This window comes from Streptomyces sp. NPDC001070 (genome assembly GCF_053598835.1).
This window is the reverse complement of the sequence record NZ_JBSFLB010000003.1, coordinates 76090-97547: the sequence shown is the minus strand read 5'-3', so window position 1 is coordinate 97547 and position 21458 is coordinate 76090. Positions and strand designations below refer to the sequence as shown.

22 protein-coding genes and 1 riboswitch are annotated in these 21458 nt (G+C 73.3%); of the genes, 13 read left to right on the top strand and 9 right to left on the bottom strand.

Features of this window, described 5'->3' with window-relative positions:
- The first annotated feature begins 23 nt into the window (after positions 1–23).
- The 3 genes from ACWDAS_RS04790 to ACWDAS_RS04780 all read left to right on the top strand — a co-directional run bounded on the left by ACWDAS_RS04790 (position 24) and on the right by ACWDAS_RS04780 (position 3447).
- Positions 24–677 (top strand): DUF6230 family protein, encoded by a 654-nt coding sequence (locus ACWDAS_RS04790; protein ID WP_450387382.1) that lies wholly within the window; start codon positions 24–26, stop codon positions 675–677.
- 86 nt (positions 678–763) lie between these two features.
- Positions 764–1405, top strand: a complete 642-nt coding sequence (locus ACWDAS_RS04785) for a DUF6230 family protein (RefSeq protein WP_450387381.1) — start codon at positions 764–766, stop codon at positions 1403–1405.
- Between the two features lie 14 nt (positions 1406–1419).
- Complete coding sequence (locus ACWDAS_RS04780) at positions 1420–3447, top strand: DUF6114 domain-containing protein (protein WP_450387380.1); 2028 nt, start codon at positions 1420–1422, stop codon at positions 3445–3447.
- Positions 3448–3667: 220 nt separating this feature from the next.
- Here ACWDAS_RS04780 and ACWDAS_RS04775 read toward each other — a convergent pair whose 3' ends face one another.
- Positions 3668–3886: a DUF2277 domain-containing protein gene (locus ACWDAS_RS04775; protein ID WP_450387379.1), complete on the bottom strand. Its 219-nt coding sequence runs from the start codon at positions 3884–3886 to the stop codon at positions 3668–3670.
- 25 nt (positions 3887–3911) lie between these two features.
- A complete protein-coding gene (locus ACWDAS_RS04770; RefSeq protein WP_450387378.1) occupies positions 3912–4295 on the bottom strand; it encodes a hypothetical protein in 384 nt (127 codons plus the stop codon).
- 149 nt (positions 4296–4444) lie between these two features.
- On the opposite strand from ACWDAS_RS04770, the gene ACWDAS_RS04765 reads away from it, so the two are divergent.
- The 4 genes from ACWDAS_RS04765 (at position 4445) to ACWDAS_RS04750 (ending at position 6362) form a co-directional block, all read left to right on the top strand.
- Positions 4445–4852, top strand: a complete 408-nt coding sequence (locus ACWDAS_RS04765) for a very short patch repair endonuclease (protein WP_450387377.1) — start codon at positions 4445–4447, stop codon at positions 4850–4852.
- Positions 4853–5132: 280 nt separating this feature from the next.
- Complete coding sequence (locus ACWDAS_RS04760) at positions 5133–5624, top strand: hypothetical protein (protein WP_450387376.1); 492 nt, start codon at positions 5133–5135, stop codon at positions 5622–5624.
- 18 nt (positions 5625–5642) lie between these two features.
- The gene (locus ACWDAS_RS04755) at positions 5643–5870 is read left to right on the top strand and encodes a hypothetical protein (RefSeq protein ID WP_450387375.1); all 228 of its coding nucleotides are present in this window, start codon (positions 5643–5645) and stop codon (positions 5868–5870) included.
- Between the two features lie 132 nt (positions 5871–6002).
- On the top strand, positions 6003–6362 hold the full coding sequence (locus ACWDAS_RS04750) for a hypothetical protein (RefSeq protein ID WP_450387374.1): 360 nt from the start codon (positions 6003–6005) through the stop codon (positions 6360–6362).
- A 25-nt stretch (positions 6363–6387) separates the two neighbouring features.
- On the opposite strand, the gene ACWDAS_RS04745 is transcribed toward ACWDAS_RS04750, so the two are convergent.
- Positions 6388–7257, bottom strand: a complete 870-nt coding sequence (locus ACWDAS_RS04745; RefSeq protein WP_450387373.1) for a PfkB family carbohydrate kinase — start codon at positions 7255–7257, stop codon at positions 6388–6390.
- A 161-nt stretch (positions 7258–7418) separates the two neighbouring features.
- Between ACWDAS_RS04745 and ACWDAS_RS04740 the strand changes: the two genes are divergently transcribed.
- Both ACWDAS_RS04740 and ACWDAS_RS04735 read left to right on the top strand, forming a co-directional pair.
- Complete coding sequence (locus tag ACWDAS_RS04740; RefSeq protein ID WP_450387372.1) at positions 7419–8183, top strand: DUF6227 family protein; 765 nt, start codon at positions 7419–7421, stop codon at positions 8181–8183.
- An 80-nt stretch (positions 8184–8263) separates the two neighbouring features.
- The gene (locus ACWDAS_RS04735) at positions 8264–8545 is read left to right on the top strand and encodes a hypothetical protein (protein ID WP_450387371.1); all 282 of its coding nucleotides are present in this window, start codon (positions 8264–8266) and stop codon (positions 8543–8545) included.
- Positions 8546–8643: 98 nt separating this feature from the next.
- Here ACWDAS_RS04735 and ACWDAS_RS04730 read toward each other — a convergent pair whose 3' ends face one another.
- The 4 genes from ACWDAS_RS04730 to ACWDAS_RS04715 all read right to left on the bottom strand — a co-directional run bounded on the left by ACWDAS_RS04730 (position 8644) and on the right by ACWDAS_RS04715 (position 14746).
- A complete protein-coding gene (locus tag ACWDAS_RS04730; protein WP_450387370.1) occupies positions 8644–9897 on the bottom strand; it encodes a M23 family metallopeptidase in 1254 nt (417 codons plus the stop codon).
- Between the two features lie 11 nt (positions 9898–9908).
- Positions 9909–10048: riboswitch (cyclic di-AMP (ydaO/yuaA leader) on the bottom strand.
- A gap of 217 nt (positions 10049–10265) precedes the next feature.
- Entirely contained in the window at positions 10266–11720 is a 1455-nt protein-coding gene (locus ACWDAS_RS04725; RefSeq protein WP_450387369.1) for an extracellular solute-binding protein, read from the bottom strand.
- Between the two features lie 104 nt (positions 11721–11824).
- Positions 11825–14302, bottom strand: a complete 2478-nt coding sequence (locus ACWDAS_RS04720; RefSeq protein WP_450387368.1) for a caspase family protein — start codon at positions 14300–14302, stop codon at positions 11825–11827.
- Positions 14303–14377: 75 nt separating this feature from the next.
- Positions 14378–14746: an effector-associated constant component EACC1 gene (locus tag ACWDAS_RS04715; protein ID WP_450387367.1), complete on the bottom strand. Its 369-nt coding sequence runs from the start codon at positions 14744–14746 to the stop codon at positions 14378–14380.
- A gap of 188 nt (positions 14747–14934) precedes the next feature.
- Here ACWDAS_RS04715 and ACWDAS_RS04710 point away from each other — a divergent pair, with 188 nt between their 5' ends.
- The 3 genes from ACWDAS_RS04710 to ACWDAS_RS04700 all read left to right on the top strand — a co-directional run bounded on the left by ACWDAS_RS04710 (position 14935) and on the right by ACWDAS_RS04700 (position 16721).
- Positions 14935–15090 (top strand): hypothetical protein, encoded by a 156-nt coding sequence (locus ACWDAS_RS04710; RefSeq protein WP_450387366.1) that lies wholly within the window; start codon positions 14935–14937, stop codon positions 15088–15090.
- Between the two features lie 35 nt (positions 15091–15125).
- Positions 15126–15764 (top strand): hypothetical protein, encoded by a 639-nt coding sequence (locus tag ACWDAS_RS04705; protein WP_450387365.1) that lies wholly within the window; start codon positions 15126–15128, stop codon positions 15762–15764.
- A gap of 72 nt (positions 15765–15836) precedes the next feature.
- A complete protein-coding gene (locus ACWDAS_RS04700) occupies positions 15837–16721 on the top strand; it encodes a helix-turn-helix transcriptional regulator (RefSeq protein WP_450387364.1) in 885 nt (294 codons plus the stop codon).
- Positions 16722–16774: 53 nt separating this feature from the next.
- On the opposite strand, the gene ACWDAS_RS04695 is transcribed toward ACWDAS_RS04700, so the two are convergent.
- Positions 16775–19153, bottom strand: coding sequence for an endonuclease/exonuclease/phosphatase family protein (locus ACWDAS_RS04695; RefSeq protein ID WP_450387616.1), 2379 nt, complete (start codon positions 19151–19153; stop codon positions 16775–16777).
- A 334-nt stretch (positions 19154–19487) separates the two neighbouring features.
- On the opposite strand from ACWDAS_RS04695, the gene ACWDAS_RS04690 reads away from it, so the two are divergent.
- A complete protein-coding gene (locus ACWDAS_RS04690) occupies positions 19488–20663 on the top strand; it encodes an Ig-like domain-containing protein (protein WP_450387363.1) in 1176 nt (391 codons plus the stop codon).
- A gap of 75 nt (positions 20664–20738) precedes the next feature.
- On the opposite strand, the gene ACWDAS_RS04685 is transcribed toward ACWDAS_RS04690, so the two are convergent.
- A partial coding sequence (locus tag ACWDAS_RS04685) for a hypothetical protein (RefSeq protein WP_450387362.1) occupies positions 20739–21458 on the bottom strand: 720 nt, incomplete at its 5' end.

Below are 21458 nucleotides of genomic sequence, written 5' to 3'. Positions count from 1 at the left end.
CCGGCCGGGGTTGCAATGGCCGTGTGAGTCCGCTGATACGACGTACGAGCCGCTCCGGCCCCCGTCCGTCCGGCCGCACCAGCTGGACGCGGACGGCCGTCGTGCTGATACCGACCCTCGCCGTCGCCACGGCCGTGGCGGTCGGCGTCGGCGCCGGGGTGGTGCCCGTGTCCCTGGCGATCTCACCGGCCATGACCGCGCTGTCCGGCCAGAACATCCAGGTCGCCGCCGACAGCCTGACCGGCACGGGCTTCACCCAGTACGTCACCGTCGACAACACCGACGAGGGCGACCTCCCCGAGGCCGTCTCCGCCATCAGCTCGGCCGACCTGCACAACCTGTGCCAGTCCGTGGTCGGCTCCGTCCCCGGCTTCGGCAACGTCTCCCTGCGGATCACCGCGGGCGGCGACGGCAAGCCCGTCCACGCCGACCAGCTGATCGTCGACACCGCCGACCTGGCCGGTGACGCCGAGTTCCACAACATCCAGATCGGCGTGGACGCCTCCAGGACGAACGCCGAGGGCAGGGCGAAGGGCCCGGCCGGGGCCCTGGGGCAGCAGGCCGAGAGCGTCCGCATCGACAACCTGCGGCAGACCGCGAAGTCCGTGAGCGCGGCGACCTTCCGGCTGAACGGCCTGCACCTGACGGTCAGCAAGGGCGCCAAGCCCTGCTTCTGACCCGAATGGGCGAGCGCATAGGGCTGTTGGAGTGATTACGGACCGGAGCCGAGCGACCGATCAGACTTTCCCACGGTTGACCGGGTGTGCTGACCACCGAGCCCGCCACGTCCCAGGCCGCCGTCGACGCCTCCGGCCGCACCGACTGGAAGCGACTCGCCCTCGTCATGGTGCCGACCTTCGCCACCGCGGGCGCCATCGTCGCGACCATGGCCACCGGCGCACTGGCCGCGTCCTTCGGGGTCTCCGCCAACTCCTTCACCGTCGCCGGCGGGAGCTTCCAGATCTCCTCCTCGCTCCTGGAGGGCGACGGCTTCGTCCAGTTCGGCGTCCTCGACCACAGCCGTGACGAGGTCTATCCGGAGGCGCTGTCCGGTATCCGCCGGGCCACCCTCCACGACCTGTGCCAGTCCGTCGTCCAGCCCGTCCCGGTCATCGGCCCGGTCACCCTGCGGCTGACCGCGGACCCGGCGCGGGCCGACCGCCTCATCGCGGACGCCCACGACCTCACGGGCGACGCCGTCTTCGAGAACATCCACATCGGCCAGGACGCCTCGACGGTGGACCAGGTCCCCGGCGTCCAGGGCCCGCCCGGGGCCTTCGCACAGCAGGCCACGAGCATCCGCGTCCGCGACCTGCGGCAGACGACGCGGTCGGTCAGCGCGGCCACGTTCCGGCTGCCGGGCCTGCACATGCAGGTGCTGCGCGGCGACCACTCCTGCTTCTAGGAGGGACGCCCACCATGACCCGCATGCTCAGCCGCGCCAGGACCCTCAGGTCCCGTTTCCGCGCCTGGCGCCGCAGCCGCCCCTTCTGGGCCGGCGTGTGGACCCTCCTCGCCGGCGTGGAGATCCTCTCCATCCCGCTCGCCCCGCTCTCTCTCATGATCCACGAGGGCATCGCCGGTGTCTCCGGCCTGCTCATGGGGGTCTTCCTGGTCGTCCTGGGCCTGACCCTGTGGCTCGCCCCGCACTACCGCGCCTTCGCGGGCATCGCGACCCTGGTCTTCTCCGTCGCCTCGCTCGTGCTGTCGAACTTCGGCGGATTCCTGATCGGCTTCCTGCTGGGCGTCATCGGCGGCGCCATGGCCGTCAGCTGGGTGCCGGACGAGGACGGGAACGGCGGCCGCAGCAGGCGAGCCCGGCCGGTGCCGGACTGGGGCGGCGGGGGCGGCAGCCGAGGCGCCGCGGGGCCGGGCCCGGCCTCCCCGCAGGGCGGCGAGGACGAGCCCCCGGCCCCCACGCCTCCCCCCGGCGGCGGTACGGGGGAGCCGGCACCGCCCACGGCCTCGTCGCTGGGGACGGCCTCGCTCGGGGGCGCGGCAGGGGCAATGGCGGGGGCGGGCGCCGGGGCAGGTGCCGGCCGGCCGGCCGATCGCACCGCGCTGCGCAACCGGGCCGTACGGCTGCGGGCCATCGGCGCCCTCCCGGTGGGCGGGGCGCTGCTGGCCGGCGGGCTGCAACCGATGGCGCCGATGAACGTGGCCCCCGGCGGCTCCCCCAAGGGCGACGCCGCCACGGCGAACTCCGCCGGGGGCCACCGCAGCGCCCGCGAGGCCGTGTGCGACGTCCTGGGCGGCCTGTACCACGCACGCAACCCCACCGTGCACGGCACGGGCACCGCCACGGGGAAGGCCAGGAACCGGGCCCCGGACGGTCTCAACCCCGGCGTGGAGGCGCAGCCCCCGCCCCCCGACCGCGGCTCCCTCGACGTCTCGCCGGGCGGCACCGGCTCCCCCTCTCCCTCCCCCTCCGCGAAGGGCCCGGGCCCGACCTCCGTACCGTCGCAGCGCGCGGCGCCGCAGCCGCCGTCGGGCGGGCTGCTCGGGGCGGTGGGCGACCTGCTGGGACTGCGGGGCCGGCAGCCGTCGTCGCAAGCACCGCCGCAGCCGCGGCGGGGGGCCACCTCGTACGCGCCGTCCGCACCCCGCGGGGACGGGTCCGCCCGCCGTACCGCCCCCGAGATCCCGGCGCCGTCCGCGGGCGCGCCCCCCACCGGCATCCTCTCCGGCGACAAGGTCAGCCCGGACACGCTGCTGGACCTGGTCGTCCCCCGCCGCCCCACCGACGGCGGCATGGACGAACCGCTCTCCCTGCTCCCCGCCCGCATCCGCCTCGGCACCCCGGACTCCCCCTGGTGCCTGCCGAATGTCTCGCTGGAGCTGACGATCGGCGCCGCCCGCTACGGCGGCCACGGGCTCGCCGCGGAGCAGCCGTTCCGGGTCCTCACCCCGCTGCTGGTGCTGACCGGGCTGACGTACCACGGCATCACGGAACTCCCCACCCGCGCCGGCGCGGAGCGCGTCCTCGTCTTCACCGCCTGGCGCGTCGACATCGCGAGCCTCCGCCAGACCGCCCCTCTGCTCTCCCCGGCCTGCGCCCGCCGCCGCTCGGGCGACTGGACCCCGCCCTTCCACGGCCTCCCCGGGATCGGCCTGCCCCTGCTGGACATCGGCCTGCCGGGCATCGGCCACGTCTCCCCCGAGCCGGCTCCGTGGGCCCCCTGCCAGGGCGAACTGGAGTCGGACGGCACGCCCTGGGGCACCGCGACCGCGACCGGGCATCCGGTCGTCCTGCTCACCCGCGTCCTCAGCGGCAACCTCCTCGGCCTGCTCCCGGTCACCTTCACCCCGGACACGCCGCCCCCGCTGCCGCCGGGGCTGACGATCCCCATCCCGCTCTTCTTCACGCAGGTCGTGGCGTACAACCAGCTCCTGCTGGCGAACCGGCTCGCGATCCCGGGCCTGCACCAGCAGGCGTCACTCCACTGACTGGCAGAGGACGGCGCCGGCCGGCAGCACGCCGGTCAGAGCGCTGACGACAAGGGCCCTGCGGACAACGGACATGGCACACCTCGGTGCAGCGGCGGACTGATTCGAGCAGGCGACAACCCATCGAAGCCGTCCGACCACCCGATGTCACGCCGCCGTCGGAAGACACCCGCCAGGACGCATGACGAGGCACCCGCGGAAGGGCCCGGGCAGACCCGGGCTAGGAAGCCCGCTGCCCTCGCACCTGGATCCCGGCCAGGAGCTCCCGCGTGGCCGCCGCCACCGCGTCCACCGCCTCCTCGAACGCCTCCCGGTTGTGCGCCGCCGGCGCCCGGAACCCGGAGATCTTCCGCACGTACTGCAGGGCCGCGGCCCGGATGTCCTCTTCGCTGACCTCAGGCGTCATCGGCGGGCGCAGGGTCTTGATGCTTCGGCACATAGGTCCAGTGTGCCCGCGCCCACTGTCACGCCCACCCGTCCCGCGGGCGCCGCCCCCACCACCAGCCGCCCTCCCCGCCGGGCGCTGCCGCGTCCTCCACCGTCAGCTCCAGGTACCGCCCGTCCACCTCCCCCAGCGCCTCGCCGAACAACTCCGCCACGGGGCCCGGCAGCTTCCGCACCAGCCCAGCCACCCCGTCCCGGCACTTCAGCTCCCCCCGCTCCGTCCCCCGCCCCGCCCCCAGCCCCCGCACCACCCGCTCCCACGCCTCCAGATGCCCCCGTGCCTCCCGCAACGCGCTCCCCTCCACCTCCCACAGCGCCTCGTCCACCACCCCGTACGGCGCCCGCCGCAACGCCTCCATCGCCTGCTCGAACCCGTCCGTGACCGGCGTCTCGCTCTGCTCCATGGGGCCATGCTGCGCCCGCGGGGCGCGCTGACCCGCCCGACGCGCCACTTCCCCTTGGGCTACGCAACGCGCCTTGACTTCCGCTTCACGCCCGCCGGCACAATGGCCGTGTGCCTGCTCCCCCATCATCACCCGGCGTCTCAGCCCGCATGAGCAAGCAGGTCTCACGAGACACCGCGATCGAGCTGGCCGTCCGGCGACTGCTCTACGCCGTCGGATATCGCTACCGCGTGAATGTGCCCGTGCCGGACATGCCCCGCCGGACTATCGACATCGCCTTCGCCAAGCTCAAGATCGCAGTCTTCCTGGACGGCTGCTTCTGGCACGGCTGTCCACAGCATGCAACCAGCCCTAGAGCGAACGCCGAGTGGTGGCGGATCAAGCTCGATCGCAACATGGCGCGTGACCGCGAGACGACCCAGCATCTGATCGACATGGGATGGACGGTCCTCCGCTACTGGGAGCACGAGGACCCCGCGACTATCGCCTCCGCCATCGAAGCGAGAATCGCCGCGACAAGAGCCGTAGCCCCCGACAAGACAGCCCGCGATAACTAAATCGGCTCGGCGACACTTCCACCTGCAGCCGGGCACGGAACGCCCGAACCTGCAACTGCACTCCCATGCACGATATTTAAGTGCGCATATCGCTCAATCCCCTGTCACGGAAACGGCAATCGGCCCGCCAACACCCTTCGTCGTCGCGGGACTGTGACGGAAAGGTTCCTGCAGCACTCCATAGAGCTACAAAGTGTCATCAGACAGCAACAGCACGTATCGAAGGGGCGGTTGACGACGTTCCCGGAGCATCAACGCCTCCACAGATCGGAGCCCCCTGATGCGTCCCGACGACCGCGCCGCGAAGCCTCTCCACCGGTCCGTTGCCCTCGTGATCTCCAGTGCGGCCGCTCTCTTCGCGGCATCCAGTTCTCCGGCCTCGGCAAGCGCCGTCGGATACGGGAAGGTCACCGGATTCTGCTTCGATGCGAAGGGTGTCGAACTCTGCCTGCCGACGACATCCATCGGTCATTTCATCCAGGGCTCGGGACGCACTATCACTCGGGAGGAGGCGTCCATCCAGGACACTCTCGGCGGTGACACGGCCGGCGGCCGTTGGTGCAACTGGCACATCGACTGGCGGTACTCCGACACGGATGGCCGCACGTACCTCGTCAGCAAGGGGCCGGTACACCAGAGCTGCGCAGACCTGAGCTCGATGGGCCGCATCGACACGACGCGACGGACGTTGAAGCACTACGGAAAGGCGTGCGCTGACTTCTTCGCTGCTGGTGCCAAGCGCGGAACACAGTGTCACAACATCATCAAGTAGTGAGACCGGAGCATCAGAATGAGCAATGGCCTGCAATCAGCACTGCGGAGCAAGATTCTTCGCAGTGTGCTGACCGTCCTGGGGAGTTTCGTGGTCGCGGCTGTCTTTGTGCCCGTCTGCCTGGCCCTGCTCCCGGGCGCCGCTCAGGACTCGTTCTCCGATGCAGAGGTCGGGTGGTTGGTGTTCCTGGTCGGCGCCGCGCTCAGTGCCCTCGTCTTTTGGGGCACCAGGTTCCGCGAACGCTGACCCACAGCCCTCCGAACTGCGACACAGATGGGCACAAGTGGTTGTCGGCGCCCGATCAACGGCCCAGCGCGTGCCGGGATTCGCGCCATCGGGCCCCGCCACACGCGCCGCTAGCTCATTCACACCAGCCCCGTGAGCAACACCCGTGAATTCGTCATTTCGTACGCCCGTGTCGGCGACTGTGGGCGGGCGTTGAAGCACTGCGGAGGGCCGGTACAGCCCGGCCCCCGGTGCCGCGGCATCGTCAAGGAGCAAGGCGGGATCCCCATGGGCAACAAGTCGGCGAATGTGCGGACGGGTCGGTTGATGCGTTGGGTGCTGACGGCGGGGCTCAGTTACCTGGGGGCGATGTTCGTCGTGCTCGGGTGCCTGTCACTGCTGCCGAAGCACACGCAGACGTCACTGTCGGAGACCGCCGTGGGGTGGGCCGTGCTGGGCGTGAGCGTGGTGCTGTTCACGCTGTTCGCGGGGCGGAGCCGCGGGCGCTCCTGATCCGCACGCCACGGGCCGGACGGCGTCACCCCCGCATCCACGCCCGCGTCCCGAAGGACGCGCACGAGCGGGCCGCGGTGTCCGCCGCGAAGCGGAGGGCGGCGTCGAAGGCGGCCGGGGTGAGGCGGGTGGTGACGTGGGCGGCGAGGTGGTGGGCGAGGGCGCCGTGGAGGACGTCGCCGGCGCCGAGGGTGTCGACGACGGGGGAGACGACGGGGACGGGGATGTGGCCGCCGGGTCGGAGGATGGGGGACGCCCCCTGGGTGATGGCGGGCCAGCGGACGCCGGCGTCGTGCAGGAAGGCCAGGACCTCTGCGGGGGTGGACGTCCCCGGGGGGTGGAAGTCGGCGGAGCAGACCGCGATGTCGACGTAGGGAAGCAGGGTGGCCGTGGCGGGGCGCCAGCTGCCCGCGTCCAGGACGGCGGGGACCCCGGCGGCGCGGGCGAGGCGGACCGCGGGGACGGCGAGCGCGGGGTGGTGCGCGTCGACGAGGACGAGGTCGGCGTCGGCGACGAGGACGGAGAGGTCCCCGGGCGGGGAGACCGAGGTCCATGAGGTCGCGTTGGTGGAGGCGACAGCGCGGTCGCCCGTCGCCGCCGTGACCAGGATCGTCGACACCGCCGGGGGTTCCGGGGAGTCCGCGGTGAGGTTGATGACGTCGACGCCCAGCCCCGCGAGGTCGGCGTCGATCGCGGCGGCGAGGGGGTGGCCGCCGAAGGCGGTGAGCAGGACGGCCTCGCCGCCGAGGTGGGCGAAGGTGGCGGCGGCGCCCGTGGCGGGGCCGCCGGCGGCGACGGTCTGGGTGCGGGCGGTGAGTTTCTCGTTCGGGGCCGGGACGTGGTCGACGAGCGTGATGACATCGAGAGTGCAGAGGCCTACGAAGAGTGCGCGCATGGGCGCATAGTGGCAGCAGACGGCGTGCGATCCGTGGCTTACGCGCCTCCTACGGGCGGGGGTGCACCATTTTTCCGGGAGACCCGACGCGCAGCGCGCCGAAACCACTACGCTGAGTGCTCGCAGTGGTGCGCGGGGAATGCCGTGAGCAGGAGGACCGCATGGGGAACGCGCGACCAGGTGGGGCGGGTCCGGCGGACGTCGAAGTGGTGCTGGCCAGAGCACAGAACGCCTTCGACATCGAGGACCGCGTGCTGGGGCGGCTGGCGACCGCGTTGATGGGGTGCACGGAGCTGGCGTCCTTCCGCCAGCGCAAGGGGCCGCCGCGGCGGCTGATCCGGCGGACGCTGCGGCATACGTTCCTGCTGGCCGACGGCAGCACACAGCTGCTCTGGGAGATCGAGCACAACACCGGCGCCGGCGCCGACCGGCTGCTGTACGAGGTGTACTCCGACCCTGAGGAGCTCGCCGCGGCCCAGCACGTGATCGACGCGCGCTTCGGGGAGCCCTCGCCGGAGGAGCTGGAGGCGGAGGCGGCGGAGTGGCTGGCGCGGCTGCCGCAGCTGGCGATGGAGCTGGCGCCCGGGCCCCGGCAGTACAGGGAGGACCACTCCGCGGAGCACGCCTGGCGGGTGCTGCGGCGCGCGGAGAACACGGACGTCCCGGACGAGGAGCTGCTCAGCCGGCTGGGCTCGGCCGTGGGCCACGACATCGCGTACGTCACCGGCCGGCACACCCGGATCGGCACCGGCCGGGTCGCCGGCTGGACGCTCTACGAGCACGCCTTCCTGCTGGCGACCGGCGAGGAGATCAGCCTCTGGGAGGTCGAGCACACGATGACCCCCGACGGACGGCCGGTGTGCGAGGTCTACGCCGACGAGACGGCCGCCTGCGACTCCGCGGATGTACGGCTCGAGGCGCTGTAGCCGGGCGCTCCGGATTGCGGCCGGGGTGCAGCCGGAGGAAATTGGGGCGTAGGCGAGTCGGTGGGAGGCGGGAGGTTCCCATGGCGGTCCTGACGGAGGTCGAGTTCCCCGGTGTGACGGCCCTGCAGTACGAGGAAGCGAACCACCGCGCGGGGTTCGGGCCCGAGCATCCTCCTGCGGGGCTTCTCTCGCATGCCGCCGTGATCACCAACGAGGGTCTGCGGCTGGTCAACGTCTGGCAGTCCGCGCAGGCGCTGGAGGCCTTCATGGAGATCATGATGCCCGCAGCCAAGGAGTCCGGGTTCCCGGAGCCGAGCGGGCCGCCGAGGATCTCCGAGCTCTACAACTTCGTCGTCCCGTAGACGATCACCGAAGGCCGGAAACGACGGACCGGCGGTCCTGGTGTCGGGGGTTCACCAGGACCGCCGGGGTCAGTGTCGTCACCGGCAGTCGGGGTGCCTCAGACGGAGAGGCCCTTGCTGCGGAGCCAGCCCAGCGGGCCGATCGGGTCGCCGCCGCCGGGGCGCACCTCCAGGTGCAGGTGCGGGCCGGTGACGTTGCCCGTGGCGCCGACGCGGCCGATGGTGTCACCGGTGCTGACCTTGCCGGAGGTGACGATCATCGAGGAGAGGTGGCAGTACCAGAGCTCGGTGCCGTCGTCGAGGGTCAGGATGATGCGGTAGCCGTACGAACCGGCCCAGCCCGCCTCGGTGATGGTGCCGCTGTGGATGGCCTTGACCGGGGTGCCGGTCGGGGCGGCGAAGTCCTGGCCGGTGTGCGTGTTGGCCCACAGCGAGCTGGACTCGCCGAAGCCGGCGGTCAGCGTGTACGAGGCGACCGGCTTGACGAAGCTCTTGGCGAGCTCGGCCAGGCGCTCGGCCTCCAGCTTCTTCGCGGCCTCCGCCGCGGCCTTCTTCTTGGCCGCGGCCTCGGCGCGGACCCGCTCCGCCGCCGCGGACTTGGCGGCCTTGGCCACCGCCTCCTGCTGTGCGGCGTTCCTGGCGGACCGGTCGGCGGCGTTCCGCTGCTGCTGGGCCTGGTCGAGGATGCGGTTGCGCAGGGCCTCACCCGCGTCGGGGCGCAGGGCCTCGGCGACCTGCTTGGCCTCGGGGGCGCTGTCGTCCCCGACCAGGGCTCCGATGCCGGGCAGGTGGGACACCTCGGGCAGGGAGACGGGGAGCGGGTTCTTGCCCTCGGCGGTGGCGACCCCTCCGACGCCCAGCACGGCCACGGCCGCGACTCCGAAGACCGCGGAACCCCGGCCCATGGAGCGCTGCTTGGCGACGCGGTGCCGGGCGCGACGGGGGCCGGTGGACTCCTCGGTGGGGTTCCACGGCTCCGCCTGCGGGCCCTCGTAGGGTGCGCCGCCGAACCGCGGGCCGCCCTCGGGCTCGTCGGACTCGTCCTCGTGGCGCGGGTGGGCGGTGGCGACGGTGTCGTAGGCCTCCGGCCCGCTCTCGTACGCCTCGTGCTCGGCGGCGGTCTCCGGCTCGGCGGTGGTGGCCTGGGAGGCCGCCTCGTCGAACCAGCCGGCGGCCATGTTCCACTCGCCGGTGTCCCAGCCGTCGATCGCGTTCTTCGTCGGCGGTGCCTGCTCGGCAGCCGGGGGGTTCCAGCCGGCGGCGATGTTCCACTCGCCGGTGTCCCAATCGGGGTACGCGGAGACGGACCCCTGTTGCTGTCCGGGTATCAGGGCAGGCTCGTTCGACGCCACGCGGGCGCACTCCTTTCCTTCCTTCTCGCCTACCGGGTTAGCTGACGGGTTCGGAGCAGGAAGGTCTCCTACGAGGACCGTGGAAGGCCCCCGATTCACCCCAGGAAGTGGTTCCCCGGTTCCCGCGGACGGGATTCGGCAAGCGCACGGCGCCGCCCTGTCGGCGGCGGGACGACCGCGCTGCGTTATCGAACGTTAATAGAGGCGCCCGCCAATTCCAAGCCACTCAAGCGAGTTCATGACGGGAATCTATGTGGATGGACAGGACAGAAGCGGACATTGAGCCGCGACTGCCGTGACCTACGGGAAATGTGAGTGTGCATCAGTCGTTATGCGGAAGGGAGCGCCGCGCTCACGGCGAGTGATGGTCACCCCGGACCTCGGCCACCCAACGCACGGCCCAATCGGCTGTCGAGGCGCTCCGCCGTGGCGTCGGCGCTGCGGTGCGCCGTGAGCATCCCGTGCACTTCACGCTGCAGGACCCGGGTGAACGTGACGTAGTGAGCGGTCGCCGGACGGGCCCTGGCGGCCTGCAGCGCGCACCACAGCAGCGTCGTGTAACCGGGGGTCGCGGCCGACGGCGAGGGTGACGGTTCCGAGCCGCGCCCCTCGGGGCGGTCGAAGAACCAGGCGCGGGGGTCGTGAGGATCGTCACAGTTGACATCCCCGGCGCCGTATGCTGACCGCCGCGCGGGGGCGAAACCCGCCCCGAGCAGGGCATGTTGGGCAGTGCGGCCGGTCAGGAAGCGGATCAGGTCCGCGGCGTCGTCCGGGCGGTCGCTGGTCGCCGCGACGCCCAGGCTCTGCCCGCCGAGGGCGGCGACCCCGGGGAGCCGGGCCACGCCGAAGCGGACGCCGGGGGCGAGGGTGGCGTCGAGCCGGTTGTAGGCGTACGGCCAGTTGCGCATCAGCACGCTCTGGCCCTCCGTGAACTGGGCGAGGGTGACGGACTCGTCGGCCTCCAGGGACTCCGGATTGAGGTTGTTCGCGGCGCCGAGCCGGCCGAGCTCGTCCAGGCCCTCGCGCAGCCCGTCCTCGGTGCCGACGTAGCGGCCGTCGCCGTCGACGAGGTCGACGCCCGCGGTCCAGAAGGTCTCCAGGGTGTTCACCGTGAGGCCCTCGTACGCGCGCAGCTGGGTGGTGTAGGCGGCGTGGCCGAGGGGGCGTACGTCGGCGAGCAGATCCCCGACCTTGGCGTACTCGCGCAGGTCGGCCGGGCGGCGGCCGGCCTTGGCGAGGTCGTCGGTGCGGTAGTACAGCAGACCGACGTCGGTGTTGAAGGGCACCGCGTACGTGCGGCCCTTCCAGCGGCCCGCGTCCGCGGCCTGGCGGAGGAAGTCGCCGTCGACGAGAGCGGGGTCGAGGGGACGGAGCAGCCCGCTGTCGGCGAACTCGGGGATCCAGCTGATGTCGAGGTTGACCACGTCGTACGCGGCGGTACCGGACTGGAAGGCGCCGATCAGCTCGCTGCGCTGCTCGTCGGAGGCGGAGGGGAGCTCGACGAGGCGGGCGGGCCGGGAGGGATTGCGCCGGTTCCACTCGTCGATCAGGGCGCGGCGGACGCCGGGTTGCCCGCCCGCGGTGAGATCGGCGTCGCTCGCGACGACGATCGGACGGGAACGGTCGGGGGGCGGGGCCGGGACGGCGGGGGAACCGCTGCAGGCCGCGGCGGCGGCCGGCAGGAGCAGGAGCCCCAGGACCCGGTACGCACGGCGGACCCGGTACGGAGGGCGCGCACGGCGCGCGCGGCGTTCGGTCACGGCGGTCGAGCCGGCCACGGCCGTCAGAGCGGTCCGGCCGGTCGAGGCGGCCAGAGTCGTCACGCCGGCCCGGGCGGCCCGGGCGCGCGATCCGGGTTCGCCGCCGTCCCGGCGGGCGGCGCGCGCCCGTCCGTTCCACCCCCCCGTACCCGGAAGGCCCCCGGCTCTCATGACCCTCCCGAGGTGAGCCGGGTGATCGTCTCCGCGACCCGGTCCGGCAGGTCCTGCGCCGCCGCCAGGCAGGCGCCGCCGCCCTCCGTGACCGCCTTGTTGAAGCGCAGCGAGCAGCCGAAGCTCTCCAGGGACACCACCAGTACGGGGACGTCAGGGTCGGGCGGTGCCACGCGGGCGCTGTCCTCGTCGTCGGTGATGAGGACGAGCAGGGCGCCGGGGGAGTCCGCGAGGGTACGGGACCACTGGCGCAGGGCGGCGGCGACGGGGGCGTCGCGCTCGACCGGCGCCAGCGAGCGGATCGCGGCGTCCCGCGCGGCCGCGCCGTGCGCGCCGAGCGGGAGGACCGTGCGGCCGGGCACCGCCGCGATGCCGTACCGGTAGCCGGCGGCGCGGGCCAGGACGGAGCGGACGACGGAGACATTGGCCCCGGAGAAGGCGGAGCTGGAGACGTCGACGGCGAAGAGGACGTCCCGCCGGGTACCGCCGGTGTCGCCGTGGTCGCGCAGCGCGGCCTCGATGGCCTGCCGCGAGGGCGGTTCGCCACCGGTCGGGGGGTCGGCGACGAAGACCGCGCTGTCCAGCGGCGTGTCGCCGGCACCGCTCGTGCCGGTGACGTCCGTACGGAAGCCCTGCGCGGCCAGCGCCCGCTGCCCCGGCGCCGAGCCGAGCCAGGTGGCGAGCCGGTGCACGGCATCGGCGCGGTCCACGCGGTCGGCACGGCCGGTCTCCCAGGTCACCGGGACGAGGGTGAGGTCGAGCGGCGGGACGTCGCGGGGGTAGTAGACGGTGTAGGGGTCGGACTGGTTGCCCAGACACGGGGGACGGGTCTCAAGGGCCGGGGTGACGAGAGCGGCCAGGGTGGACTCGGCGGTCAGCAGGGCCTGTTGGGTGCCGTGCCGGTCCACCAGCCAGGTGCGGGCCGAACAGGCCAGGGCCCGGTCGTCGGCCGGGGGGACGGCGTCGGTGGTCACACGGGTGCCGGGAGCCAGGTGCAGCAGCTGGTCCAGGGCGGCGTCCGAGGAGTGCGGTTCCGCGCTGCGGACGACCACGCCCTGCGCGTGGGCGGCGTCCACCAGTTGCTGCGCGGTGCTGCCGGTGCGCCCGACGCCCTCCAGCGAGGTGGTGGCGGCGACGACGGCCGGCGAGTGCGCGAGGGTGATCCGGCCGCCGAGGGCGACGACGCTCTCCGGGCGCTCGGTCTCCGCCAGTACCCGGGTGTACGCGGTGCCCGCCGCCGGTATCCACACGTCCGGGTGCGGCCCGACGTCGCGCAGCGGCATCGCGCAGCCTCCGCCGCTCCCGCAGGCCCGTTCCGGTTCCGCCCAGGCGGCGGAGGCGCGGAAGGCGGCGATCGTACGGTCGGCCGGGGCGGCGTAGACGGTGGTGTTGATCTGGCCGCACCCCTCGGGCCGGCCGCCGAGGGAAGCGGTGGTCCCGGCGGCGTCGCTGTCCTGGAATTCGTCGAGCACGGCGGTGAGCGCGGCGCGGGTCTCCGGCGAGGTCAGCACGCGCAGTTCGAGCGGGGCGGGGCACAGCGGCGCGGGGCGGTGCGCCCACGCCCAGCCGGTGACGCCGCCCGCGAGCAGGGCCAGGGCGGTACCGATGCCGACGGCGCGGTGCCAGTACGGCTGGTGCGGTCCCGCCATCCACGTCCAGGCGAAGCCCGCGTACTGGGCGAGGCGGCGCAGCGGCGCCAGCGGGCGCGTCCCGCGAGCGGGGCGCGGGGTGAGCCGGGCCTGCGACAGGACGGTGTCGCCGGCGCTGTTGCTGGAGCGCTCGGTCGGGAACCAGGGGTCGTAGTCCACCCGCTCGTCGAGCGTGGCGGCGTACTCGTCGGCCAGTTCGCGCAGCCGGACCCCCAGGCCCTGCACGGTGACCGGGTCGTACGGGTCGGTGCCCTCGGCCAGCACCCGGACGAGGGCCCCGGTGAAGGGCGTCGGGTCGATGCCGTCCCCCTTGTGGATGCGCGAGCCGACGGCCGACGACGTGATCAGGGAGAACGGCCGCTCGGGCAGCGGCACGAGGCCCGCGTTGCCGGAGTAGCAGCAGTCCAGGACGAGGACGACCCGCTCGGCGCGCGAGGACGCGAGGAGCTTCAGCAGGTCCCGGTACGGGATGCCGTCCAGGCGGGCCCCGTCCTTGGTGGACTCCCGGGTCATCAGGTAGAGCTCGGGCTCCCCGGTCCCCAGGTCGACGTAGCCGTGCCCGGTGAAGTAGCACAGCAGCAGGTCCTGGGCCTGGGCGGCGGCGGTGGCGATCAGCCGCAGCGCGCGGTCGCGGGTGCGCGGCTCGGCGAGGGTCTCCACGGTGCGCGGGATGAACCGGCCGAGCGATCCCGAGACGAGCACGGCCCGCAGCCGCCCCAGATTGGCGTTGGCGGAGGGGATGTTGGAGAAGTCGCGGGCGTGCTCGTACTTGGAGACGCCGATCAGGACCGCCCGCGACCGGGACGCGAACGGTTCGTACGGCATGCCCGCCGGACCTCCCCAGGGTCTCTTCTTCCCGGTCTCTTCCCGGTCTCCTCCTCCGGATCCGGTTCTCCGGAGCTAGTTCTCCAGCGTCTGGCGGATGCGGGCCGCCATGGCCTCCAGTTCGCCGCGGGTCAGGGTGTCCCGGCCGGTGAGGACGCACTCCACGTCCCCGGAGCGGACGGTGACGGTGAGCGAGTCGCCGGGCTGGTTGCGCAGATGGTTGCGCAGGGCGCGGAGCAGGGTGAGCGCGGTGGTCTGCAGGGTCTCCTGGAGGATGACGAGCAGCAGGTCGTAGGCGATGCCCATGCTCTCGTCGGCGGGCCGCTCACGGCGGGCGACCAGCGGGGCCAGTTCCTCGTCGGCCCGCAGCCAGACCTCGAGTCTGCGCAGGTCCTCGGCCGGGTCCTTGCCGCCCTCGAGTTCGATGGTCACATACGTCTCCATGACGCCTCCCTCGCCTCCCAGTTTACGCTGACGCGCCGTCATGCATAGCGGATGTGACGGGAGTTGTGTGTAAAGGCCAGGAAATCGCGGCGGTCCGGGCCGAGGCCCCCTACCCCGGGGCGGGCCGATGCGTCATGATGCCCGAGTACCGCACGTACGAGGGGATTCGCCCGATCTTGGAGGCCGGAATGAGGCTGGGCAAGGCACTGGCGAACGGCTACGCGGAAGAGGCGGACGAGGAGCTCACAGGACTCGCGGAGCAACCCGCGGACGAGAAGGCGACCGCCGGCGCCGAGGCGGGGGCCGCGGTGGCCGAAGAGGCCGCCGAGGCCGCGGCGCGGTGAGGTTCGCGGGCCGGTTGCCCGAGGAACGGCCGGCGGTGCCCCCCGCGGGGTACAAGCTGGCCTTTGCCATGCTGTCGCACGACGGCACCCGTGTGGGCTTCCGGGGCGTGTCGCTGGGCGGGCGGATCGTGTACGGCGCCCTCGACGACGCCGTGTGCGGCTACGGGCGGCGGCACCGCAGCCCGGCGAGGGGCTGCGACTGCGGCTTCTACTGCCTGCACACGGCCGCCGAGGCACAGGCCCTGACCTGTGCCACGGACTGCCGGGACGCGGTGGTGCTCCAGGTGAGCGTGCTGGGCGCGTACACCCGGTACGAGCACGGGATGCGCTACGCGCGGCAGCGTGTGCGCACCGCGCGCATGGGCGTCTGCCGTTGCGGCCGGGCCGCGCGGGTCTTCGTGCGCGACGGTGCCGGGCTGCCCGGCTGGCGCGCCCTGACAGCGGCCTGCCCCCGTTGCGCGGCGGGGCTGCGGGTCCTGCGGCCGGCGGAGTTCGCGCGGCTGGCCGGGCCCTGGGTGAACGTGACCGGGGAACCGCCCGAGCCCGTCGCGGCCGGGCCGCTGCGCGAGGAGCCGGCGGCGGAGGCGGCGCGGCTCAGGACGATGCCGGACCGCTTCCAGGAGCGGCTGGAACGGCTGGACCACCGGGAGGAGAGCCCCCCTTCCGGCCAGTAGGGCGGGCGGTGCCGGGAGGCACCGCCCGCCCGCACCGGGCCGCCTCATGATCGGCCGCCCATACTGGAACACATGGAGCACAACGCCGAGCTCAGAGAGTTCCTGCGGGCCCGCAGGAACCGGTTGAGCCCGCAGGACGCCGGTATCAGCGTCAGCGGTACACCGCGCCGGGTGCCGGGGTTGCGGCGGGAGGAGCTGGCGCGGCTGGCCGGGGTGAGCACCGATTACTACACCCGTTTGGAGCAAGGCCGGCACCTCAATGTCTCGGAGGCGGTGCTGGACGCCGTCGCCCGCGCCCTGCGGCTGGACGCGGCCGAGCGGGCGTACCTCTTCGAGCTGGCGCGGCACCGCCAGCCGCCCCGCCGCCGCCCGCAGCGGCCCCAGCGGGTGCGCCCCGAGGTCTACCGCGTACTGGACCTGCTGGGCGACCGCACCCCCGTGCTCGTCCTGGGCCGGCGCACGGACGTGCTGGCCGCCAACCGGCTGGCCCGCACGCTGATCACCGACTTCGACGCGCTGCCGCACCGCGACCGCAACCTGGCCCGCTTCATGTTCCTCGACGACGCGGCGCGCGACCTGTACCGCGAATGGGACAAGTACGCCGCCGAGACGGTTGCCACCCTGCGGCTGGACGCGGCGCGCCACCCGGACGACCCGGGGCTGACCGAGCTGGTCGGCGAGCTGACCATCAAGAGCGCGGAGTTCCGTGCCTGGTGGGCCGACCACAACGTGCGGCAGAAGTCGCACGGTGTGAAGCTCTACCACCACCCCGTCGTCGGCGACCTCACCCTGTCGTACGAGAACGTGGTCTTCCCCGGCGACAGCGACCAGGCCATGTGCATCCACACGGCCGAGCCGGGCTCCACCTCCGAGGCCGCGCTGCAGCTGCTGGCCGCGTGGACCGGCTCCGACACGCCCGCCAGCGGCTTCCCCGATCCGGAGCCCGACCCCCGGTGACGCCGTGAGGGCGGCACCGGCGTCGCGCCGGTGCCGCCCTCACGGGTGGTGCGTCAGCAGTCGTCCGGCTTGATGCGGACGATCTGCGGGTCGTGGTCGCTCGCCTGGTCGGCGAACTCCGCGTTGATGTGCACGACGTCGTAGTCGAAGCTGCGCAGCCCCGGGCTGAGCAGGATGTGGTCCAGCGACTGCGAGTTGCCCTCGTAGACGTAGGTGTAGCGCTCGGACTTCGGGAGCGTGGTGAGGAGGTCCTTCAGCACGCCGTCCGAGGTGAGGGTGGACACGGTGTCGGAGAACTCGTAGTCGTTGAGGTCGCCGAGGACCACGACGTTGGCGTGCTTGTCGGCCGCCAGCAGCGACTTCACGAAGGTGTTGACCTCGGTGGCCTGCAGCTTCCGCTGGGTCTCGGAGCTGCGCACCGGCTGCTGGTAGCGGCTGTGCAGCGGCTGGTCGCCGCCCTTGGAGTTGAAGTGGTTGGCGATGACGAAGACCGGCTCGCCGTGGAAGCGGAACTCGCCGACCAGCGGCTTGCGGCTGGCGTTCCAGGCCTCGCTGGTCGGGTTGATCCGGCCGGGCGAGACGGACAGCTGCAGGCCCTTGCGGGACTTGACCGCCTGGACCGCGGTGGTGGCGTCGCCGCCGGCGCGGTCGGTGAACTGCACGCGCTCCGGGTTGAAGAGGAAGACCTGGCGGATGTTGCCGCCGGGCTCACCGCCGTCGGTGTCGTTCGTGGGGTCGACCGAGCGCCAGCTGTATCGGGGGCCGCCCGCCGCGACGATGGCGTCGACGAACTTCTGGACGGTCTGGTCGGCGGCGACGGTGCCGTCGTCGGTGGCGCCGTTGTTGTCCTGGATCTCCTCCAGCGCCACGATGTCGGGCGAGGAGAGGTTGGTGACGACGCCGTCGGCCAGCCGCGCGAACTTGTCGGCGGGGTCGGCGGGGTCGAGGTTCTCCACGTTGTACGTGGCGACCGCGAGCTCGCCGCCCTTCTGCTTGCGGGTGACCTCGCGCTTGAGGTTGTTGTCGGCCAGCGTGCCCAGCTGCGTGGCCTGGAGGTTGTAGCCGCCGAAGCCGTCGTAGTCGATGGTGCCGGTGGTGGTGCCGGCCAGCGTGTCGCCGACGTCGGCGGCCGGGACGTCGGCGGCCGGGACGAGCGACATGACCTTGATCCGGCCCGTGTTGGGCTGGTCGTAGGCGCCGTAGACCGTGCCGCCGCGACCGGTGGGGTTCTCGGCGGGCTTCACCGTCACCCACACCTCATGGTACTGGGTGGTGCCGCCGGTGACGCGGGCGTCGGAGAACCGCGCGAGCTCGCCCTCGTGCGCCTCGTAGAAGTCCAGCGCGTACGCGGCCGGGTCGAGCGGCAGGTCCTCGATGCTGCCGCCGCCCGCGTCGGGCGCGTACGCGGCGGGGACCGTGGTGGCGTCGAGGGTGACCGGCGCGGGCAGCGCGTTGCCGCCGGAGAGCACGGTGGCGGTCGGGCCGGTGATCTCGGTGACCGACTGGGTGGTGCTGCTCGGGTAGTACTCCGACACCTTGCCGGTCACCAGCACCTTGTCGCCGACAGCGACGGTGGGCGTGGCGGAACCGGTGTAGACGAACACGGCCTCGCTGGTGCGGGCGTCGGCGTCGGCCTCCGGATCCTGGATCCAGTAGCCCTTGGAGCCGCTGGTGCGGACGCCGGTGACGACGCCGGGGACCCGGGTGACGGTCTGGCCCTTGAGCGGGGAGACCCGCGTGGTGCCCTGGATGTCGTGGATCCGGGTGGTGCCGGGCTCGGTCGGCTCGGGGGTCGGCGTCGGGTCCGGGGTGCCGCCGCCCGGGGTCTGCCCGGCGGCGTTGACCGGGCTCGGCGCGCCGGAGGCGAGGTCGGCCGCGTTGTCGTCGGTGTCGGCCAGGGAGGCGCCGCGGGCGACGGAGGCGGTGTTGCTCGCGCCGGCGGCGGGACCGCTGCCCTCGCGGACGACCGCGCTGCCGTAGCCGACCAGGTCGACCACCCGGGCGTCGGCGGCGCAGTCGGCGGCCGTGATGCAGGTCAGCGCGGTGGTGCCGTTGACCAGGGCGATGGTGCCGGAGGTGGCGCTCATGGCGATGGAGCCACTGGCGTCGGCGGCCGGCAGGGGCGTCGTGCCGCCCGTGCCGACGGCCTCGGAGACGAGGTAGCGGCCGCCGGAGGCGATCGACCCGCTCAGCGGGGTCACACTCCACTTGGAGGAGGCGGACGGGGAGCCGCTCAGGTACTGCACGCTGTAGCCGGACAGGTCGTACGCGCCCGAGCCGCCGTTCGCGAGCTCCACGAAGTCATTGGTCAGCGTCGCGCCCGAGTTGCCGCCACCGCCGTACACCTCGGCGACGACCGCCCCGCTCGAGGGGGTCGCGTGGGCGGCGGGCAGCCCGGTCAGGACGACGGACGCGGCGATTCCGGTCGATATGAGCGCGAACGCCGCGGCGCGGCTGCGGGGTCGGCTCGGTCTGGCGATCGGCACGAGGGTTTCTCCTATCAGGGCCCAACGACCCGTCAATTCCGGGCAGCGCACGGCGGACCGGCTCAAGTTACGCGCGTAGAAACGGACATGACAAGGGGAATGAGGTTAATTCTGCGAGTCGTCCGTGGCGTAACCACGACACGAGTCCCACGGGTGGATGCCGTGGCGCGAACGCGCCACCGTTCGGGCGACCCCCCGATGGGTCACCCGGCGCGCCGGGACGGGCCGGGATTGCAACATTGATGACGTCCCGTCAGCACCTCACCCCGCGGAGTCCGACGTGCGCCCATCCCCCGGACGGCCCGGCCGCCGCCACCGGCCCTCCCTCCCCGTAGCCGCCCTGCCGGCCGCTCTGCTGGCCGCTCTGCTGGCCGCGGCCACCGTCCTGCTCACCCCCGGCACCGCCGCACCGGTCCCCGGCGCCGGCTGCGCCCCGGCCGCCTACGCCGGCACCGGTGTGCCCGGTTACGGCGGCGACGGCGCCGCCGCCACCGCCGCGGCACTGCGCGGGCCCGCGGGGCTCGCCACCGACGCCGCGGGCCGGCTCTACATCGCGGACTCCGCGAACCGCGCGATCCGCCGCGTCACCGCCTCCGCCCCCGGGGCCCCGCCCGTCATCGCGACCTTCGCGACCACCGACTTCGCCCCGTACGGGCTCGCGGTCGGCACGGACGGCACGGTCTACGTCTCCGGCGAGGGCAAGGTCGTCTCCGTGGGCGCCGACGGCCGCGGCACGACGACGCTGCTCGCGGAGGCGGGCCGGCACGACGCCGTCGCCGTCGGCGGCGACCGCTCGGTGTACATCACCGGAGGCACGGCGGGCGGCCTGCGGCGGATCCCGCCCGGCGGCAAGGCGGCGACCCGGTACTTCGCCGGGGCCACCGTCGGGCCGCTCACGGCCGACCGGGCAGGCAACGTCTACGCCGTCGTCGACGGCCGGGTCCGGCGGATCGACCGCGACGGCCGGGTCACCCCCGTACCGGGCGCCGCGCGGCTCGCCCCGGGCGACGTCCGCGGACTGGCGGTGACAGAGGACGGCACCCGCTTCTACTCTGCCCCGCGCGCCCGGACGGCCGCCCTTGCGCTCGCCGGCCCCTGGGGCACCGCCCTCGCCCCCGGCGGGCGGCTCTACGTCTCCGACCACGCCGCCCACCGCGTGTACGTCATCGCCCGGCCCGTCGTCGTACCGGGCCTGCTGCGCGTCGCCTCCGGGCCGCAGGGCCACGCCACGGGCAACGTCCTCAAGGGCGTCACCGGGAGCGGGACGACCGTCACCGCCCACAGCGAACCCACGCGCGGCGTTCTCGTCCAGCAGGCGAACGGCCTCTTCTCCTACACCCCGCGCGGCGGCTTCTCCGGCACCGACGCGTTCACCGCCACCGTCACCGACGCCTGCCGAAACACGGCGACCCGTACCGTCCTGGTACGGGTCGCCGCGCCGCCGGTCGCCCGGTGAACGCCGACCGCTGATACGCCGACGCGGGGGCGCCCGGAACCCCGGGCGCCCCCGCGTCGGATGATGTGCGCCGTCTCAGGCGCGCGCCTCGGCCACCGCCGCGCCGAGGGCCTCCTTGATGCGCGGGCCCAGCCGGGCGAAGCCCAGCTCCTTCATCGCGGCGCGCAGCAGCTCGTCGTCCGACCGCTTCTCGCCGTCGCCGTCGATCCACCGCACCAGCGCGGTCAGTTCCGCCGCCGAGTACGCCGTCACCGCCTTGCCCGGCGTGATCGAAGGCTTCTCCCCCCGCCCCGCGGCGGCCTCGGCGACCGGCTCCGGCTCGACCTCGACGGGGGCCTCCGGCTCAGTAGCCGCAGGCGCCTCTTCCTCCGCCACGGGGGCCTCGACGACAACCGGCTCCGCCTCGACGGGCGCAGCCTCGGCAACGACCTCCGCCTCGACAACCGGCTCCGGCTCAACCTCGACGGCGGCCTCAACCACCGGCTCCACCAACGCCTCAGCAGGCGCAGCCTCCGGCTCGACCTCCACAACCGCCTCGGCAACCGGCACGGCCTCGGCGGCAGCAGCCTCTTCCTCAACCACGGAGACCTCGGCAACGACCGGCTCCGCCTCGACAGGCGCAGCCTCGGCAACGACCTCCGCCTCGACAACCGGCTCCGGCTCAACCTCGACGGCGGCCTCAACCACCGGCTCCACCACCGCCTCAGCAGGCGCAGCCTCCGGCTCGACCTCCACAACCGCCTCGGCAACCGGCACGGCCTCGGCGGCAGCAGCCTCTTCCTCAACCACGGAGAC

What these genes read in the sequence shown, in the direction of transcription:
- ACWDAS_RS04700 (WP_450387364.1), top strand. Translation starts at nt 15,837, where the DNA reads ATGGAGCACAACGCCGAGCTCAGAGAGTTCCTGCGGGCCCGCAGGAAC.
- ACWDAS_RS04715 (WP_450387367.1), bottom strand. Translation starts at nt 14,746, where the DNA reads ATGGAGACGTATGTGACCATCGAACTCGAGGGCGGCAAGGACCCGGCC.
- ACWDAS_RS04780 (WP_450387380.1), top strand. Translation starts at nt 1,420, where the DNA reads ATGACCCGCATGCTCAGCCGCGCCAGGACCCTCAGGTCCCGTTTCCGC.
- ACWDAS_RS04740 (WP_450387372.1), top strand. Translation starts at nt 7,419, where the DNA reads ATGGGGAACGCGCGACCAGGTGGGGCGGGTCCGGCGGACGTCGAAGTG.
- ACWDAS_RS04720 (WP_450387368.1), bottom strand. Translation starts at nt 14,302, where the DNA reads ATGCCGTACGAACCGTTCGCGTCCCGGTCGCGGGCGGTCCTGATCGGC.
- ACWDAS_RS04755 (WP_450387375.1), top strand. Translation starts at nt 5,643, where the DNA reads ATGAGCAATGGCCTGCAATCAGCACTGCGGAGCAAGATTCTTCGCAGT.
- ACWDAS_RS04765 (WP_450387377.1), top strand. Translation starts at nt 4,445, where the DNA reads ATGAGCAAGCAGGTCTCACGAGACACCGCGATCGAGCTGGCCGTCCGG.
- ACWDAS_RS04710 (WP_450387366.1), top strand. Translation starts at nt 14,935, where the DNA reads ATGAGGCTGGGCAAGGCACTGGCGAACGGCTACGCGGAAGAGGCGGAC.
- ACWDAS_RS04745 (WP_450387373.1), bottom strand. Translation starts at nt 7,257, where the DNA reads ATGCGCGCACTCTTCGTAGGCCTCTGCACTCTCGATGTCATCACGCTC.
- ACWDAS_RS04760 (WP_450387376.1), top strand. Translation starts at nt 5,133, where the DNA reads ATGCGTCCCGACGACCGCGCCGCGAAGCCTCTCCACCGGTCCGTTGCC.
- ACWDAS_RS04770 (WP_450387378.1), bottom strand. Translation starts at nt 4,295, where the DNA reads ATGGAGCAGAGCGAGACGCCGGTCACGGACGGGTTCGAGCAGGCGATG.
- ACWDAS_RS04775 (WP_450387379.1), bottom strand. Translation starts at nt 3,886, where the DNA reads ATGTGCCGAAGCATCAAGACCCTGCGCCCGCCGATGACGCCTGAGGTC.
- ACWDAS_RS04735 (WP_450387371.1), top strand. Translation starts at nt 8,264, where the DNA reads ATGGCGGTCCTGACGGAGGTCGAGTTCCCCGGTGTGACGGCCCTGCAG.